This window comes from Phormidesmis sp. 146-33 (genome assembly GCF_052939515.1).
Genome location: NZ_JBJPHU010000130.1, coordinates 1 through 17,679, shown reverse-complemented (window position 1 = coordinate 17,679; position 17,679 = coordinate 1). Strand labels below are relative to the sequence as shown.

14 protein-coding genes are annotated in these 17,679 nt (G+C 46.3%); 6 read left to right on the top strand and 8 right to left on the bottom strand.

What is annotated here, in order from left to right:
• Nucleotides 1-132: 132 nt before the first annotated feature.
• Together ACJ2PR_RS30610 and ACJ2PR_RS30605 are read right to left on the bottom strand one after the other, a co-directional pair.
• Nucleotides 133-801: a response regulator transcription factor gene (locus ACJ2PR_RS30610; RefSeq protein WP_446879822.1), complete on the bottom strand. Its 669-nt coding sequence runs from the start codon at nucleotides 799-801 to the stop codon at nucleotides 133-135.
• Between the two features lie 24 nt (nucleotides 802-825).
• On the bottom strand, nucleotides 826-1,938 hold the full coding sequence (locus tag ACJ2PR_RS30605) for an ATP-binding response regulator (RefSeq protein WP_446869793.1): 1,113 nt from the start codon (nucleotides 1,936-1,938) through the stop codon (nucleotides 826-828).
• A 450-nt stretch (nucleotides 1,939-2,388) separates the two neighbouring features.
• On the opposite strand from ACJ2PR_RS30605, the gene ACJ2PR_RS30600 reads away from it, so the two are divergent.
• Nucleotides 2,389-5,619 (top strand): ATP-binding protein, encoded by a 3,231-nt coding sequence (locus ACJ2PR_RS30600; protein ID WP_446879821.1) that lies wholly within the window; start codon nucleotides 2,389-2,391, stop codon nucleotides 5,617-5,619.
• A 29-nt stretch (nucleotides 5,620-5,648) separates the two neighbouring features.
• On the opposite strand, the gene ACJ2PR_RS30595 is transcribed toward ACJ2PR_RS30600, so the two are convergent.
• From ACJ2PR_RS30595 to ACJ2PR_RS30570, 6 genes are all read right to left on the bottom strand, one after another.
• Entirely contained in the window at nucleotides 5,649-6,392 is a 744-nt protein-coding gene (locus tag ACJ2PR_RS30595) for a YARHG domain-containing protein (protein WP_446879820.1), read from the bottom strand.
• Between the two features lie 223 nt (nucleotides 6,393-6,615).
• On the bottom strand, nucleotides 6,616-7,110 hold the full coding sequence (locus tag ACJ2PR_RS30590) for a GNAT family N-acetyltransferase (RefSeq protein WP_446857976.1): 495 nt from the start codon (nucleotides 7,108-7,110) through the stop codon (nucleotides 6,616-6,618).
• A gap of 61 nt (nucleotides 7,111-7,171) precedes the next feature.
• Entirely contained in the window at nucleotides 7,172-7,624 is a 453-nt protein-coding gene (locus ACJ2PR_RS30585) for a hypothetical protein (protein ID WP_446879819.1), read from the bottom strand.
• Between the two features lie 21 nt (nucleotides 7,625-7,645).
• The gene (locus ACJ2PR_RS30580; protein WP_446879818.1) at nucleotides 7,646-8,332 is read right to left on the bottom strand and encodes a glutathione S-transferase family protein; all 687 of its coding nucleotides are present in this window, start codon (nucleotides 8,330-8,332) and stop codon (nucleotides 7,646-7,648) included.
• Nucleotides 8,333-8,897: 565 nt separating this feature from the next.
• The gene (locus ACJ2PR_RS30575; RefSeq protein ID WP_446879817.1) at nucleotides 8,898-9,395 is read right to left on the bottom strand and encodes a winged helix-turn-helix transcriptional regulator; all 498 of its coding nucleotides are present in this window, start codon (nucleotides 9,393-9,395) and stop codon (nucleotides 8,898-8,900) included.
• Nucleotides 9,396-9,950: 555 nt separating this feature from the next.
• Complete coding sequence (locus tag ACJ2PR_RS30570; RefSeq protein ID WP_446869800.1) at nucleotides 9,951-10,868, bottom strand: DUF2382 domain-containing protein; 918 nt, start codon at nucleotides 10,866-10,868, stop codon at nucleotides 9,951-9,953.
• 262 nt (nucleotides 10,869-11,130) lie between these two features.
• On the opposite strand from ACJ2PR_RS30570, the gene ACJ2PR_RS30565 reads away from it, so the two are divergent.
• The 5 genes from ACJ2PR_RS30565 (at nucleotide 11,131) to ACJ2PR_RS30545 (ending at nucleotide 17,391) form a co-directional block, all read left to right on the top strand.
• A complete protein-coding gene (locus ACJ2PR_RS30565; protein ID WP_446879816.1) occupies nucleotides 11,131-11,808 on the top strand; it encodes a hypothetical protein in 678 nt (225 codons plus the stop codon).
• Nucleotides 11,809-12,441: 633 nt separating this feature from the next.
• Entirely contained in the window at nucleotides 12,442-13,314 is an 873-nt protein-coding gene (locus ACJ2PR_RS30560; RefSeq protein WP_446879815.1) for a hypothetical protein, read from the top strand.
• A 35-nt stretch (nucleotides 13,315-13,349) separates the two neighbouring features.
• Nucleotides 13,350-15,500, top strand: a complete 2,151-nt coding sequence (locus tag ACJ2PR_RS30555) for a hypothetical protein (protein ID WP_446879814.1) — start codon at nucleotides 13,350-13,352, stop codon at nucleotides 15,498-15,500.
• An 84-nt stretch (nucleotides 15,501-15,584) separates the two neighbouring features.
• Nucleotides 15,585-16,052 carry a CAAD domain-containing protein gene (locus ACJ2PR_RS30550; RefSeq protein WP_446879813.1) on the top strand — a complete coding sequence of 156 codons (468 nt, stop codon included), beginning with the start codon at nucleotides 15,585-15,587 and terminating at the stop codon, nucleotides 16,050-16,052.
• A 490-nt stretch (nucleotides 16,053-16,542) separates the two neighbouring features.
• Nucleotides 16,543-17,391, top strand: a complete 849-nt coding sequence (locus ACJ2PR_RS30545; protein ID WP_446879812.1) for a YsnF/AvaK domain-containing protein — start codon at nucleotides 16,543-16,545, stop codon at nucleotides 17,389-17,391.
• Nucleotides 17,392-17,679: the final 288 nt, after the last annotated feature.

The following is a 17,679-nucleotide window of genomic DNA, read 5'->3' as shown; positions in this document are numbered from 1 at the left end:
AAAAAATCAGTTAATTAACCGATTTCTATCTCTCAGATTTGAAAAGAACCTATCAGGGAAGCCGTTTCAAAGTCTCCCAAAATGGGGGATTTAGGGGGCGAGAATCTGTATCAGTAACTAGTGGATTTGGTATTACGTTAACCAGGTGCGATAAGAGTTAGCCACGATCGATGCCTGAGTGCGATCGCGCAAATCTAGCTTGGTCAAAATGTGCGAAATGTGGTTTCTCACGGTTCCTTCGGTCAGGTGGAGCGTTTGGGCGATTTCTCGATTACTTGCGCCCGTGGCAATCGATCGTAGGATTTCTCGCTCTCTGTCGGTGAGTTCCGTCAAGCCTGGAGGGAGTGACTCTGGTTTTGAGACGGGCGCTTCAGCAATCACTTTTTCGACAATTCCTGGCCCAAATTGAGTGTAGCCCTGATGAATCGCGCGGATCGCCTGGGCAAGCTCATCGGTAGGAGTATCTTTGAGCAAATACCCTTTTGCGCCAAAGTGTAGCGCTTCTGCAACATAGGTTGTGTCGTTAAAAGTCGTGAGAACTAACACTTTGAGCGTTGGAAACTGCTGACAAATTACCTGTGTAGCTTCTACTCCATTCATCACAGGCATTCTAATATCCATCAACACAACATCCGGAAAGGACGTGTCCGTTGTGACCTTTTGTAGGGCTTCAAGCTGTGCGATCGCACATCGACCGTTTTCTGCTTCACCGACAATTTGAAAGTCAGGCTTTGTTTCTAGCAAGATCTTCAGCCCTCGCCGGACAATTTCCTGGTCGTCTACTAATAGGACTCGAATCATCGTAAATGCCTCGCAATAGGGCAATTAAGTTCCATTGTTGAAGGGATGGTTTTCTCTAGAAAAGTGAGCGACAATTTGACACCCCGCACCCGGATTGCTGATGATCTGTAGTTGTCCGCCCAGCGCAGTCGATCGCTCTTTCATTCCTCGGAGTCCATACCCCATTGTGGCTTGATCTAGTTGAAACCCTCTTCCATTATCTTGCAGAGTGAGCGACAAACCTGCATCCGTAGTCTCAATCTGAATCTGAACGATCGTCGCTTCGGCATATTTACAAATGTTAGTCAGCCCTTCTTGAATAATCCGGTAGACAACGTGATTGATTGCAGTAGAAAGGGGTTGAGAGAGATCGATTTGGCACTCTGGCATCACATCCGTTAAGTGATAAAACTCCTCAGCAAGGTTAACGATCGCGCCTTCGAGCAGTTGTCCCTGTAGGGGATCAGAACGAATCGCAGACACCGAGTGACGCACCGCTTCCAGAGCTTCAGAACCGAGTTTTTTGGCTTCGATTAGCGTCGATCGGGCGCGATCGGTGTCTACCCCCCAGAGCGTCAGGGCGGCCTCCATTTGAATGTTGAGCGCGACGAGAGAATGCCCCAGTGAGTCGTGAATGTCTCGTGCAATACGATTGCGCTCTTCTAGAGCCGCCATTGCTTCGATCCGTTGGTTGAGGGCGCGCTCCTGGTCGAGCGATCGTTGCAGGTCTGCCTGAGTCTGCTGCAATTGATGATTTTGGGTTTGAAGCTGTCGCTGTAGGCGGCAAAGTTTGAGTTGGTGTTCGATGCGAACCAGCACTTCTTCGATTTGAAAAGGCTTGTTAATAAAGTCAACGCCGCCCACTGAGAAAGCTTTTACTTTATCGACTGCTTCGTTTAGAGCGCTAATAAAAATGACGGGAATTTCTTTGAGTTGAGCATTAGATTTGAGACGCTGACACACTTCATAGCCGTTCATTCCGGGCATGTTGATGTCCAGTAAAACGAGATCAGGTGGCTGAGTTTGCATTCCGATCAGCGCGATCGACCCATTGGTGACACTCCGTACTTCATATCCCTGGGCAGCCAGCATTGCAGATAAGAGACGAAGGTTATCCAATGTGTCGTCAACGATTAGAATGTCTCCTTTAGCGTTCATATTGTTTTAACACCATCAGCGCTCAAGACGGAATTCCTACAAAAACTGCAAATGGTGACAGCCATAGAATTTATAGAGATTAAGGATTGAAGGGTGCGTCTAAAAACCAGCGTTGCTAAATTCGTCGATCTGTTTCTACATACTCTGTTTCTACATAATCTGTTCTTATATAAAGCGTAATAGTTGTACAAGACGTAGATCAATTTTACGATCTGCGATCAAGAAAAAAATAATTGCAACATGAAGAAACATTACCTTCAAGACGCTCTAACCTTGAGGTGAAGAATTAGCTTCAGCGATGGTATCGCCTAGATTTCGCTACTTTATCACCCAGATGCGTGAGTTTACTTGAAACGCTTGTTACATTATGCTGAGAAAGTTCATCAGGCTTAGGGATTTTTGGATTAGCACTGACTTCTAACGGTGCCTTTGAATACAAGGAGTTTGCAGATGCGCCTTCTCATCGATCGCTTCTCAAAGCTTGCCCAAAGTATGCCGTTGCGCCGCGTTCTGGTTGTGCCGTTTATTCTACAGATATCGTTAGCAGTGGGGCTAACTGGATGGTTATCCATTCGCAACGGACAACAGGCTGTCAATGAGGTTGCAGTACAGTTGCGAAGTGAGATTACGGCTCGAATTCAACAATACCTGCAAACCTATGTAGAAACTCCCCATCAGATTAATGAACTCAACGCAAATGCAGTTCGGTTGGGTGAAATTGATATTCAAAATCTAGCAGCCTTAGAACAACACCTCTGGTATCAGCTTGAGACCTTTGACACGGTGACCGCCGTCCAGCTTGGGTCAGAATCACGAGAACATGTGGCGGTTGAGCGAGATGACAACAATAACTTTCAAGTAAAAGTTGCCGGAAAATCGACCGACTATCAGATTCGCATCTATGCTGCCGATCGCCCTGGATATCGCACTAAACTCCTGAGAGCCAGACCTAACTATGATCCCCGGAATCGTCCCTGGTACAGTTCGGCTGTTAAGTCCAAGAAAGCAACCTGGGGCGGAATTTATCGACTGTTTGCCACACCTAAGTATGTGTTGAATGCGGGCTTGCCGATTTATAACAATCGCAACCAGCTAGTAGGGGTAGCTTCGGTAGATTTTTCGCTAACTGGAATTGGTCAATTTCTACAGAGTTTGAAGATTGGGCGATCGGGTGAAACCTTCATTCTCGAACGTCAGACAGGCTTGCTCGTCGGAAGTTCTGCAACTCAACGACCTTATGTCATTCAAAATCCAACCGCCCCGCTCAATCAGCAAAATCCAGTTCGTGTCAAAGCATTAGAAAGTAGCGATCGCTTAACCCGACAAACAACAGAGTACCTACAACAGCGCTTTGGCAACCTGTCTCAGATTACTCAAACCCAACAACTCGATTTTGAGGTTGAGGGACAACGGCAATTTCTTCAGGTTGTGCCGCTAAAAACGGTTCAGGGATTGGACTGGCTGATTATTGTCGTGGTTCCAGAAAGCGACTTCATGGATCAAATTCATGCTAACACTCGAACGACGATCGTGCTTTGTCTCGGTGCGTTTGGACTGGCGACAGCTTTGGGAATTTTGACGGCTCGCTGGATTGCCCAACCGATTTCTCGACTGGGAAGTGCTGCCAAAGCGATCGCGGCTGGACATCTAGATCAAACGGTTTCTGTCAGCAGCACAACTGAACTCAATGGACTAGCACAGTCATTCAATCAAATGGCCGAGCAGCTACGCGAATCTTTTTCAGCCCTGGCAAAAACCAACGAAGAATTAGAAAGCCGAGTCGAGCAGCGAACCACAGAACTTGGCGAAAAGAACACTCAGCTTCAGCAAGAAATTCAAGAGCGTCGAAAAGCAGAAGCCGCCCTGAAAACCTCCGAAACAGAACTTCGATTAATGTTCGCCGCGATGAGTGATGTCGTAGTTGTCTTCGACTCAGAGGGTCACTATCTGAAGTATATGCAGACGCAATCCGTTACGGATGAACCGGGTGTCGATCTCATTGGCAAAACCGTTCACGAAGTATTACCCGAATCGATCGCAAACCTAATCACTCATGCGATTCAGCAAGCCTTAAACCTCCGTCAGCAACCTCTCAACCCTGATGGCACTCGTAAGCATGTTTTTGTGGAATACTGCGCCTCGATCGCCCATCCCGAAACCTGGTTTTTGGCTAGTGTCTCACCGTTGTCTGATCAAGCAGTGCTGTGGGTTGCCCGTGATATCAGTAAGCTCAAAAAAACTGAAGCGGCTCTCAAACAAGCCAAAGAATCCGCAGATGCCGCTAACCTGGCCAAAAGTCAGTTTCTCTCCAACATGAGCCACGAACTGCGAACGCCACTCAACATCATTCTTGGCTTTACCCAACTGCTGTTACGAAGTCGATCGTTGAATCCCCAACAGCAAGACTATCTTGATACCATCAATCGCAGTGGTGAAGACCTTCTAACTCTAATCAATGATGTGTTAGAAATGTCCAAAATCGAAGCAGGGCGCATCACTCTCAATGAGACCGATTTTGACCTGTATGGGCTACTCGATCGACTTCAGCAAATGTTTGCCCTCAAAGCTCAATCTAGAGGCTTACAACTAATTTTTGAGCGATCGCCGGATGTACCTCACTACATTCACGCTGATGAAAGCAAACTGCGGCAAATTCTAGTTAACCTAATCGGCAACGCCATCAAGTTCACCCAGATCGGCAGCGTGACGGTACGAGTCAACTCTGACCAAACCCCTGACCCGATTCTGCGCTTTAGTGTTGAAGATACAGGTTGTGGCATCACTGCGTCTGATCTCGATCGCCTCTTTGAGCCATTTGTACAAACCGAGGCAGGTTACAAGGCGCAAGAAGGTACTGGGCTTGGATTACCGATTAGCGATCGATTTGTGCGGCTGATGGGAGGCAATCTGAGCGTAGACAGCACACCCGAACAAGGCTCAACCTTTACATTTGAGATTTGCACTCACGCCGTCACCTGGGATGCTCTGCCTGTACCAATCCCCCATCGGCAAGTGGTTGGACTAGACAAAAAACACCCCCCTTGTCGGATTCTAATTGTTGAAGACAAACTCGAAAATCGACGGTTTCTCCTTGAGTTGTTAGCTCCTGTTGGCTTTGAAGTGCAGGAAGCAGTTAATGGACAAGCCGCGATCGACCTTTGGCAAAGTTGGTCACCTGACTTAATCTGGATGGATTTACGAATGCCCGTTCTCAATGGGTTTGAGGCAACTCGGCAGATCAAAGCAGCAGGCAACCAAGCACCTGTAATCATCGCCTTGACCGGAAGTGCTTTTGAAGAAGACCGCCTGACAGCGATGGCTTTGGGCTTTGACGACTTTGTGCGTAAGCCTATTCAAACCACCACCGTTTTTGAAAAAATAGCTGAACATTTAGGCGTTCAATACCTCTATGCGGATGAACAAAACAACCAATCCTCACCGTCTCATTCACTCACGGTTGCTGACCTGGCAGAGATGCCGATCGACTGGATCAACCAACTCCATCAAGCAGCCCTCCGCATTAATACCAAGCAAGTTCTTCAGTTAATTGAGCAAATTCCTGAGCCACAGGATCACCTCATTCAAGCATTGACAGACCTCGCCAACCACTACTGTTTTGAAGAACTGATTGCATTAACTCAACCACCGCACGATCGCTCAGACCTACTTCATCTCTCATAAAATTGGCATGGGTAATCGCTTGATGAAGCCTACAACTTATTCCAGAAGCGATCGCGCAGAAAGTCAAGGTTGGACTGCTCAATCTCACTCAGCTTTGGTAATCCGTTTTGCTTGAATTGCTGGACTTGATAAAGGGGACGGTACCAGGGTTGTTTTTCAAAGACTCGTTTTAGAAAATCATTGTAGTAAATGAGTCCTTTACGAGCATAGATCGAATGAAACATAATATAAAGCTGCGTAACATCAACCCCTTGAATATCAGCCTCAGTCACCTGTCGCTCAGACAACCAGGGATATTCATTATCTTTTGTCTCTGTGACGTAATCCAGCGAACCAAGCTTATATTGTTGAGCTTCTAGCAAATCATAAGGAGCAACAAAATCTTCAGTGTAGGAGAAGCGAACATAGTTATCTCTGCCTCCGGTCATTTGTGTTTCTACATGGATGCCATCGCCCAGACAGCGAATATCACTGTACAGCCCTGTGTTGGCATTGTTGACCGACACCTTAATCTCAGTCGCAGGCTGATAGCCAAACAGAAAAGCAAACAACTTCTTAGCTGGAAAGTCTGGACGAAAGGTAACTTGCCGCACAACGCTACGCACAAAGGTAACTTGCAGGTTGCCATCCTGGGGAAAATCAGGAATGACCTGCCGCACTGTGTCGATCGCAAAGTCAAGCACGATCGGCTCATTGCTCATAATTGGCAGCGTTGGTAACCCAAAGTAAGGCACCATTTTCGCTAAAGTTTCATTAAAGATGTAACGTCCCATTTGTTTACCTCAATACAGGTTGTTTAGTAATTGCTAATTGTTTGAGTAGCGTTTTGAAACTGCTTAGTTCGAGCTATTGATCTCTCTGAATCTTGAATGAGATACAGCACTTAACTCAGAAATTACTTAAACCTGAAAGCGATTTGTGGTTAGCCTCGATCGTAAAACGCAGCCTTTGCTGAATAGCAGTTGAGTAACGCCCTACTTGTCTTAATGCTAGCTACTACTGACTAATTTCCCATCTCCACAGATGTCCGACATCGGGATCAACCATCTCTGAGACTTGAGTCATTCCACACTTTGTTAATACGCTTGTTGAGGCGTTAGGTTCTGCCAATGTGTGAGCGTAAACACAATCAACGGAACCTGACTCGAACGCTATGTTAATAAGCTGGCGTGCTGCCGATGTTGCAATTCCTTTACCCTGATAACTTGGAGCAACAGAGTAACCAATCTCAACCCTACGCTCACAGTCCGGCACTGACTTGAAGCCTCCAAATCCAACTAAAGTTTGGTCAGGACGAAAAAGAAACAGATAGGGTAGCCAAGGATGGCGAATTTGCGAAGTTTGGATTTGCTTCAGAATATACTGAAGTGCCCCTTCAAAAGGCATGTATCCATCGGCTACCAAAAGCCCATAGGTCTTTGAAAAGGCATCTGTATTATCAATTAAGCTTTCCAGATGTTGAACAGAGCAAGGAACAATCTCTGCATCCATACTTTAGCCTCCACTTTAACAAGCCAAAAACAATGAATACTGGATGGAGTGAGCGAGCAAATTAGGCTGGTGAGAACGCCAATATGAGCATCATGAGCATTAGAGCAGCAGAGCTAGTAATTCCCAGAGTGCGAGGCCAGTTGTAGCGGATCAGCTCATCGATCACGATCGCCTGCTTGCCACTGCTCTCTAGTTGACTATGGCGCGGTATCTCTAAGGCTACAGTCACAATCAATGAGACTAGCCCACATCCGACGTTAGCCAGAACAATCCACAGGGGAACCGACACAGGATGGAATAAAATCAGGGCGATGGGCAAGAGGAAGGAAGCAAACCCTGGAAGAATGACTGGAAAGGGGATTCTACTTGTGTAGAATAGGTGATAAGCAACATATTCCGCCGAGCCGACTCTAGCAAAAAGCGGATAGACCACAAGTTGAACAAACCAGATCACACCAAGTACATAGAAGGTAAGTAGCGTACAAAATAATAGCAGCGAATGGGAGAAGTCCATGTTTCCTCTGATTTTTCAAAGTTACTTAATAGAATGATTTACCATTTGGGCTTGACGAGCCTGAGCAAACTGACCATATCGATCGACATAAAACTCCGAAGGTTTAGCGATCGACCTCACGGTTTCACGGCTTGCAACAGCTTTCCACCATTGTTTTAAGCGGTCAAGTCCGGGCGGCAATTGCACGTTTCGGTAGTGTTCCAGCACTGCCCATTGCTCAAACAAAGGGTAATAGGTCAAATCAACTAAGCTGATCGCTTTACCAAACCAGTAAGGGCCCTCTGCCGACATCTTCTGTAGCCCTTCCTGCTCAATGAACTGGAAGTGCTCGATCAACTCTTTTACGATCGTGGCAGACTGTTGATCGGAGCCATATAACAACTTTCCAGATGCAGCAAACAACCGGGTATCAGCAAAATCAATCCAAATTCGCGCCTGAGAACGTTGACTAGGTTCTTTGGGTAACAATGGAGGTTCTGGAAAAATTTCATCCAGGTATTCATTAATGATGGTTGATTCCCACACTCGCTGAGCGCCATGCTTAAGTACAGGCACCTTGCCGTAAGGAGAAATCTCTTTGAAGTTAGCAGGTTTGTTTTGCAGGTCGATTTCAATCAACTGATAAGGAATGCCTTTTTCTAGCAAAGTTAAGCGCGATCGATGGGCAAAAGGACAAAGCGCAGCACTATAAATTTCGATGACAGACATAGAAACTCCTATCTATAATCTACTCAACAACTAAAATTGATCTTATTAATAGCAACGGGCGTAGCTGTTTCCAGAAACCTGGCACCTGTCCATTACTAGTACTGTTTCAGCATACAGAGTTGCAGGTGGGATGTCAGTCGGAAAAGATCGGCTCTAGGAGTTAAGGCTATTTCCATGAGAAAAGTCACCAACTCCAGCAAAGTTGGATACTTAGATTCTTCAGAGATGCTTCAAGGGATCAGGTTGGATTCCAAGAGAGGTCTATACGGGAGCATCCTAATTGTGCAAACTCTCGGATTGCCCTCCTCACGAAGTGGAGCGAGAGCTTTGCCAGCCCGTCTCTCCAGGGAGAAGGGAGTCAGATCTCTTGTTTCCGCTCCTTGGGGAGAGGGGGCAGAAAGACTGTGCTACACAATTGGGATGCTCCCGGTCTATACGAACTAAACGTTGAGAATCCCACTATCTCTCGTAGCCGTCTCCCGGTAGTCGCTAGAGTGCTCTGTTGCCGAAGGTGCCTGCGAAGCGAATAGCAGGAGGGCATCTATGATTCGAGGAAGTCTTTTTGTTAGTCCTCAATTCCCTTTTTAGAGGCTTTTCTGCCCTTCAAAACCTGTGACTTGACAACCTCGTGGGCTTGTTTGTAGATTTGGAAGTCAGAAGGCTTTTCGGACTCAGGAATACTTCGGATAATGTAGTGAAACGCATGAAAGACAGAGTTTAACCCAGCGATCGCATCTTCTGGAGGAATGGGGCTTTTAATAAAGTTTCGATCTAGCTTGATTGTATAGTTTAATTCACCTAAATTTGCCAGGTTTTCTAGTTTGTTTTCGTAGACAAGACGAGCAACTTTTGTCATGTCAGCCCCAATCACCTGAGCAATTCTTTTTGCTGTTTCTTCGTCTGGCCCGCTACGCTTAAGACAGATCCAACCTAGCCCAGCCCGTGAAATGTTGACCCGCCTGGAAAGCTCACTCATGTTGGTCTGTGGGCTTTCCTGAAGGTACTGCAAAATGAGCCGTCCGAACGCCGAACAGTCTTCAGGACGTAGTTTTAAGAGATTCATATTAAATTCTGAACCAAGATGTTAACGTTAGAAAGAGATAAAAGGAAACAAGATAAAAGAAACCGAATTTTGCTTTAGTAGGCTTGTTCCACTTAACCTTAAAACCGCTATTTGGTCTCACGATCGCTTCAACTTCAGCCTTTGTGTCAAGGTTCTAATAACTACTCGTTCACATCTGCTGAACTTCGTGTAGAAGCTTGCATGAGCCGCAACTAGAGCTTCTCTTGTGTGAGTTCTTTTCATGCGATCGACGCTAAATAAATTTCAAGTTTTAGACAATCAGTAGATTTCAAATAAACATTTTTAGTCAGTTACTAGCCATCAGACTCTCTCCGGTTTCCTTAAAAAGGGAGGAACCTGGATTCAAGCTAACGTCAGGGATTGAGAGACCTGAGATGCAGTACTCCACAACTTCAAACAATCGAGATGTAACGACCTAAAAACAACGCTACTTCGCAATCTGCTGATGGTTTTACAAAGGCAGACAGAGCCAATAAATAGCCCTGCCCGCAACGGTTCTGAGTGTCAAGGATTACTTAACTAGCATGAGAGCGGCTACTTCGATCGCTTTCCAGAACGTGAGTCGGTTCCTTTATCCACAACTGGACGGCCTTGAGTATTCACATCCAGTTCTTCTCGACGAAGCTGTTCTTCTGCTTGAACGGTTTGCTGATCAACTTCTTTTCTAACTCGCACTTCTTCCCGCACAAACGCTTCTTTGTGAATATCGGGCGTTTCTTCATAGACTTCAACTCGTGCAACTTCACCTTCAGCAAATGCATCCGCATCCGGGGCAACCGTCGTGCCAGCGTTGACAGGAGTTGTGCGCTCAATAACAACACGCTCTTTTTCAACAGGGACAGAGACTCGTGCAGTTTCGGTTTCGACGCGCTTTCCAATAGCAACTTCACCTGTTTTTTGGCGAGTTTTGTTGGCAATCAATCGCTCTTCATACAGCTTAAGGCTTTCGTGGTTTTGCTCGTTCAAGTTGTACAAGTTAGCATCCTGATCATAGTTGTAGGTGTTGCGATCGTAAGCAGCAGGAGCAGCAACAGCCGGGGCAGCATCCAGGGGAGCAGACGCATCTAAAGGAGCAGACGCATCCAACGGAGCAGCCATCATAGGACGATACACACCTCTAACTTGCTCTTCCTGGTCGTAATCGACTGTGGCACCTTCTTGATACTCTGGAAGTGCTTCGACTTGAGCGCGAGTTAGTCCATTGACATAGACGCAGTGCTTTTTGTTGTCGATTTGGGCACGACCGATCGGAAGTAGGACGTTTTTACCGAAGATCCAGTTACCCGTGTGAACGACCAGATAACGGAATCTACCATTTTCATCTACTAACAAATCTTTGACGGAGCCAACCTTATCATCTCCAGAGTAGAGGTCATACTCCAGAATGTATTTTTGCTCTTCAAAATGACTGCGATAGTCAGGGTCAAAATCTTTGATTCTATGAAGTGCCATTGTTTTTTACCTAAAGTGTTTGAACTACTTTTACTTAAAATTAGACTTCAAAAAAACTGGTCTCCTCCCTCTTAAGTCAGACTTACTCTCTTGGGTCTAATCACTTCAAACACACTCGAATTATTGCTCAGGTTATTGGTTGGTTAAGAACTTTAAACTTACCCACCAACTATCTCTCAAGATTGGTGTTGCTTCCTGAGCAGGTTTCTACAGTTCAAGTAGTCAATGTATTTTACTTTAAGTAGTACGGCTGGAGGAAAACATGACCTACTCTGATGATCCCGTAAGAAGGGCTAACGATGACCCAGCGATTCAACCGTCTGACGTTTATATTACGAATACGCCAGTAGCCGCCACAGCAGATTATCATGATCGCGTCCGATGGGGGCCAATCTTTTCGGGGCTGGTTATCGCCTTGAGTTCTCAGCTAGTCTTGAGTGCGTTAGGGGCAGCGATCGGCCTGTCTGGAATTGCGAATTCTGGGTCGCCTCGGTCTGATCTAGGAGCTGTGGGATCAGCGATCGGGATCTGGTCGATTATTAGTCTGCTAATCTCTCTGTTTATTGGGGGATGGGTAACAGCGCGAGCTTGTGGCCCGATGAGTCGTAAGTCTGCTTTGTTGAATGGGGCTATTCTCTGGGCGACGACTTTAGCGTTGAGTGCCTGGTTAGTAACCAGTGGCGTGTCAGGTGCCTTTGGGGTAGTAGCCTCAAACGCTGGAGAAGTTGTCAATCAGGTGCAGCAGAGCGGTGCGAGTATACCGAACAATGTACCTAGCGCGACGGCTGAACAAACAAGAAACGTTGCTGGAGATGTTGCTAGAGGGGGTTGGTCGTTTGCGATTGGTTCTTTATTAGGATTGATTGCGTCGTTGCTGGGTGCTTCGATCGGTACGCGCCGTCCAGAGACAACTCAAACCACTGTGAGAGCGACTCGATAAGGAGAATTTGAAGCTTGATATCCTTACTCTGGCATCGTCCAGAAGTAGCGCGGTCTGAGCATTGCTGAACCACGGGATGGATTGCCCTAATGCGAAGGGGAACTAAATGTTCAAAGTCCCCCATTTTTGGGGGATTTAGGGGGCGGAAAAGTTGACACTTCCCACAGATTCATCCCTTCAATCAGCAACGCCGCGCGGTCTGCAACTTCTTCAGGTTCCTCTTTAAGGGGAGTTGGGGAGATTACTCCACTAAACCGCCTCACGTTGAGATCTCCATAGTGTTCCTGATTTCCTCTGATTTCCTATGTCAGCAACAATAAATGACTCAGTTAACAGTTCAGCTAACAATAAGGCTTCTGTAATTGGGCGAATCAGCCAGAAAAGCCTCAGTGCATAGGATGCGGGTTTTGTTGAACGACTCGCATTTTGTTTCTCTAGGTCTACTCCCACAAAAGGAATTACCAAATGTAGCACCGCCCCCATCACAACCGAGACGCTACGAGATTGAACTTGGGAAATTTTTAATAGAAGTTTTCTAAGTTAGAGTGCAAGCGAACCGCAGTCAGACAAAATCAAAGGTTCTGAGGCGCGAACAGTAGCTCTAGTCAATAAAGTCAAAATGGGAAAAGTATCATGTTTCAGTTAACAAATTTAATAGTAGGACAAGTGCCTGTAGAAGAGACAGCCTTTGTTTTTTCTAGCCCTCAGTTTTTAGTCTCACTGCTGGCTGGAGTAATGATGGCGTTTGCGTTTCAGTTTCTATTGACCAATTTATCAGTTGCGATCGTAGCTACTCCAGGCACGCTACCCGATTCAGACGACGATGATTCAGATAGTCTGGGCACCTCTATTCGCAAAACGGAATCTAAGGTTGGGATTTGGGCCCTATTAACCGTAACGATCGCTCTATTTGCTGCCAGCTTTCTCGCTGTAAAACTGAGCTTAGTTGGAAGTAGTGCTCTAGGTGCGATCATTGGTGTTGTCATCTGGTCTACTTACTTCTCGCTGCTCGTATGGCTTGGTTCAGGTGCAGTTGGTTCCCTGGTTGGCTCTGTGGTTAACACGGCGGCTTCTGGTATTCAGGGTATGATGGGGACTGCAACAGCGGCGATCGGGGCTAATGTTGCTAAAAGTCAGGCTGTCTCGACCGCCGAAGAAATTACGGCAGCAGTGCGTCGAGAACTAACTTCTGGAATTGACCCTGATAGCATTCAAAAAACGCTGCAAAGCTCTCTAAGTAACTTGCAGTTGCCCAAGTTAAATCTGGATGAAATTAGAGGTCAGTTTGAGCAGTTGTTGCAAGACTCTGATCTGAAAGATCTGGCGGATAGCGATCTCTTGAGGAACATTGGCCGTCAATCATTTGTAAATCTGGTGAGCAGTCGTACGGATTTCTCAAAGCAAGATGTCGATCGCATTGCGGATCAATTAGAAAGGGCCTGGAAAACGGTAGTTAGTCCATCAGAAAACCCACAAGATTCTGTAGAGCAGTTGACAACTTATTAAAGTCAGCCAAGCCTGAAGACCTGACCTCTGAAGCGATGACAAGCCAACTTAGTCAACTGGCTAAAACAGTGTCTACAGCAAATCCAGGAAGTAGCCTGACCAATCGGGCGCTACAGTTTGGGTTGAGTGCCCTGATCAGTCAAGTGATGCAGAATACTAACCTTTCTGATCTGGATGTTGAGAGAGTTTCAGGTCAGTTGCAAAAGCTGAAAGACACATTACAGGGGTCAGCAGATAAGCTGGGCAACCAGGTCACTCAGACAGCGAATTCAAAGCCTTTTAGTGTCATTCAGGCTGACCTTGAAAGCTACTTACTGTCGTCTCCTCCGTGGCATCTCAACCGGGAAACCATCAAGCAAGAATTTAGGGATATCATCTTTGATCCGCAAGCTGATGCAGGTGCGATTCGTCGAGAATTAGAAGACATCGATCGCAACACGTTTATTGAAATCCTCTCACGTCGAGAAGGGTTTACACCCGATCGCGTTCAAGACATTGCTGATCAACTAGAAGCCGTTCGGGTCGAAGTTTTCAGTTCTGTACAACAGGCTGAATCGGAAAACCAAGCGCAAGATCTTCGCAGTCGAGTTGAGAATTATCTAAAATCAACAGGCAAAGAAGAACTCAATCCAGAAGCGATCGAGCGTGAATTCAAACTGCTATTAGAAGACCCAGAAGCGGGCTTAGAGGCATTGGGCGATCGGTTGGGACAGCTTGACCGCGACACGCTAGTAAAGCTACTGGGGCAGCGCGAAGACATCAATCCTGAAGAGGCTAATCAGATTGTTGGTCAGCTTGAATCTACCCGCGATACTGTTCTCTCGCAGGCCAAAGAAGCTCAGGAGCGAGTCCAGTCTGAGGCACAAGAACTTCGACGCAAAGTTGAAGAATATCTGCGGAGTACCAACAAAGAAGAACTGAACCCAGAAGGCATTGAGCGAGATTTAAGAACCTTGTTTGATGATCCTCAAGCCGGATTCAGTGCTTTGAGATCACGCCTTTCTCAGTTCGATCGTGACACCCTAGTTCAACTCCTTAGTCAACGTCAAGACCTGAGTGAAGAGCAAGTCAATCAAGTTTTGGATCAAGTTGAATCAGTTCGTACTGGCATTCTGCAAGCTCCGCAAAAACTAGCAGGCAAAGCAAAAGAGCAATACGAACAAACGACAACTGTGATTGCTGACTACTTGCGTAAGATAGACCTGAAAGAACTCGATCCAGACGGCATTCAACGCGACTTACAAACGCTGCTAAATGACCCAAAAGCAGGAACCGATGCCCTTCGTTCGCGCCTATCTCAGGTTGACCGTGAAACATTGGTTAAACTGCTCACCCAAGAAGGTAACTTGACGGAGGAGCAAGTAAACCAAGCGATCGACCAGGTGCAAGTCGCCATTCGTGACACGATCAAAGCGCCGCGTCGGTTGGCAAAACGTGCCCAAAAACAAGCGGTAGACTTTGAAGCCAGTCTCGAAAGCTACTTGCGAAATACTCAAAAAGAAGAACTGAACCCGGACGGCATTAAACAGGATCTCCAACGGTTACTTCAAGATCCTCGCTCCGGGTTAAGCAGTGTAGGTGAGCGCCTGTCTCGCTTCGATCGTTCTACACTCGTTGCTTTGCTCTCTCAGCGCGAAGACATCAGTGAAGAAGAAGCAAACCGAATTGCGGATCAGGTTGAGTCAAACTTCAAAGCAGTGACGGAGCAGATTCAGAAAGTTCAGCAAACCTTTCAATCTACGATCGACACTGTATTTGGCAAGATTCGCAGCTATCTTGATTCTCTAGAGCGCCCGGAACTGAGCTATGAAGGCATTAAGCAAGATTTCAGCACTTTGTTTGATGACCCTCAAGCTGGATTTGAGGCCTTGAGGTCGCGGCTAGGAGAGTTCGATCGCGATACGCTGGTTGCCGTCCTTAGCTCTCGTGAAGATATCTCCGAAGCGGATGCCAATCGCATTATCAATCAGATCGAATCAACGCGAGACAGTGTATTACATCGGGCTGAACGAATTCAACTAGAAGCCAAAAAACGCATCAAAGCAGTTCAGCGTGAAGCTAAAAAGCAAGCGATCGAAACTCAAAAAGTAGCGGCGACGGCAGCTTGGTGGCTATTTGGAACGGCTTTAACTTCTTTGGCAGCGTCTGCGATCGCGGGCTTCTTAGCGGTTCGGACACTGTTCTAATTCCAATATTGGGGGCGGAGTAGAATCTGCCCTCACTGTTGTCTAATTATCCTAAATCAATTGTTTTAAATCAGGAGATTTCTCATGTCTACAAACACCGAAAACATTGTTGAAGTAAAAACTGAAACCACTGTTATTGACATCCCCATTAGTGACCCTGTTCCCTCTAAAAAGACAACTGTTGAGACTTCTTCTGAAGAGTTGCTAGAAGCTAAAACTTCAGAATTTCTGAGTGACCCGATCAATTACAGCGCTGAGTTCTTGAAACCCTATCTTCCAATTCTCAAAGCGGTTGGCTGGGTGCTGTTAGCACTGATTGGTTTAAGCCTACTCCTGACCTTGCTGGGCGGAATTCTTAGCGTTGCCACTAGTATTCCAATTCTTTCACCTTTGTTTGAGCTAGTTGGTATCATCTATGTGGGTTGGTTTGTTTACCATAACTTGCTTACTGCATCTCAGCGACAAGAGTTTTCTCAAAAGGTTGCCAAAATTAAGAAAGAGGTTATTGGCGGAGTAGGAGAAATCTTAGATACTGATAAGAGCGATTCTTGAAGTCTAACTAGATATGTTGGCTAACGCTTTAGAAGCTTACTATAGGTTCAGAAGAGGTTGGGAGCGATCGCCTCGACAGCAAAATTCTGTACTTCTGCTAGGAGATGAGGATATTCATCCGTTCGTAATTGCTGAAAATAACATTGAGCAGTTCCGCAGCGCGAATACTGATCTTTGTGGATATCGGTTTTTCTGCTTTGTACTCCTGTGGATAGGTGTTCAAAACATCATCTTTTTGTAAATTAGCTTCAGCATGACTGCTTGGGAAGGCAAGCGCAACACAAGCGCAACACAACACTTAATTAGCTGGACTGACAAAGCATTCGACTACCTTATAGGGGCTTGACAGTGGTTTGTTCCACAGGCTATTGACAACCAGGTTTTTTAATATCCATTCCTCGTAGTAGCTGTGGCGTTGAGTCTTTAGTTGGTGCTTCTGCTGATAGCTTTGTTTGAAATTTCAATCTCAAAACATTACTAGGACAACATCATGAGTGACTCTAAAAAAAATCTCAACGAACCAGATGCAAATCTTGATCCCATTACAGGAGAACCTGGTGCTCACCCTGTCGGAACTGGAATTGGTGCAGCAGGAGCTGGCTCAGTAGGCGCAGTGATCGGTGGTGTAGTTGGCGGCCCTGTTGGGGCAGTCGTTGGAGCCGCGATCGGAGCAGTCGGGGGCGGGCTATTTGGCAAAGGTGCGGCTGAAGCGATCGACCCCACTACAGAAGATGCACACTGGCGAACACAGCACACGTCTCGCCCCTATGTTGAGGCAGACAAAACCTACGATGATTATGCACCTGCCTATAAGACTGGTTATGAAGCCTTCGATCGTCATGCTGAGACAGGCAAAACGTTTGAAGAGATCGAACCTGAGCTAAAGAGCGCCTATGAAACAAATTATGCTAACACTGGGCTAAGTTGGGACAAAGCAAAACACGCGGCTCAAGATGCTTACCTCAAGCTGTATGAAGAGCGTCTGATTGCAACTAAGCATCGCGAAAAAACGGGCGAAGTCACTGTCGGAAAGCGGGTCGAAACTGAGACAGCACGAGTTTCTGTTCCGATTGAAAAAGAGCGCGTAGTAGTCGAGCGAACTGCTGCAACGGCACAAACGGCGGTTTCTCCGGGTGAGTATGCTTTCCAAGAAGGAGAAGTTGCGCGAGTAGAGGTCTATGAAGAAACGCCCGACATTCATAAAGAGGCGTTTGTGCGTGAAGAAGTGCAGGTTAGAAAAGTCACTGAGCAAGAGACTGTTACTGCTGAAGAACAGCTTCGCCGAGAAGAACTAGATGTAGACACAGAAGGCCGTCCTGTTATCGAGAAAAACATCTAGTCAGTTAAAGCTCAATGTAAGCTCAATAAATGGGTGGGGTCATGGCTCCACCTGATTTTTTATGTGGATTAAGGAGCCATTGTTGTTCAAAGCCAATTCTAAAGCACGAATACTTCTTTAGTGCGCGAAGGCACGCTTTGTTCTTGTAGCCCTGACTTTAGTCGGAAGGCATCTATTATGATTCGTGCAGGAAGTCTACTGGCTACAGCGATAGGACTGGTTTGACATCTTTACGGGTTTGTCAAATAGATTGTGTCAAACGTGAAGGTTAGGTTGGAAAACGATCCT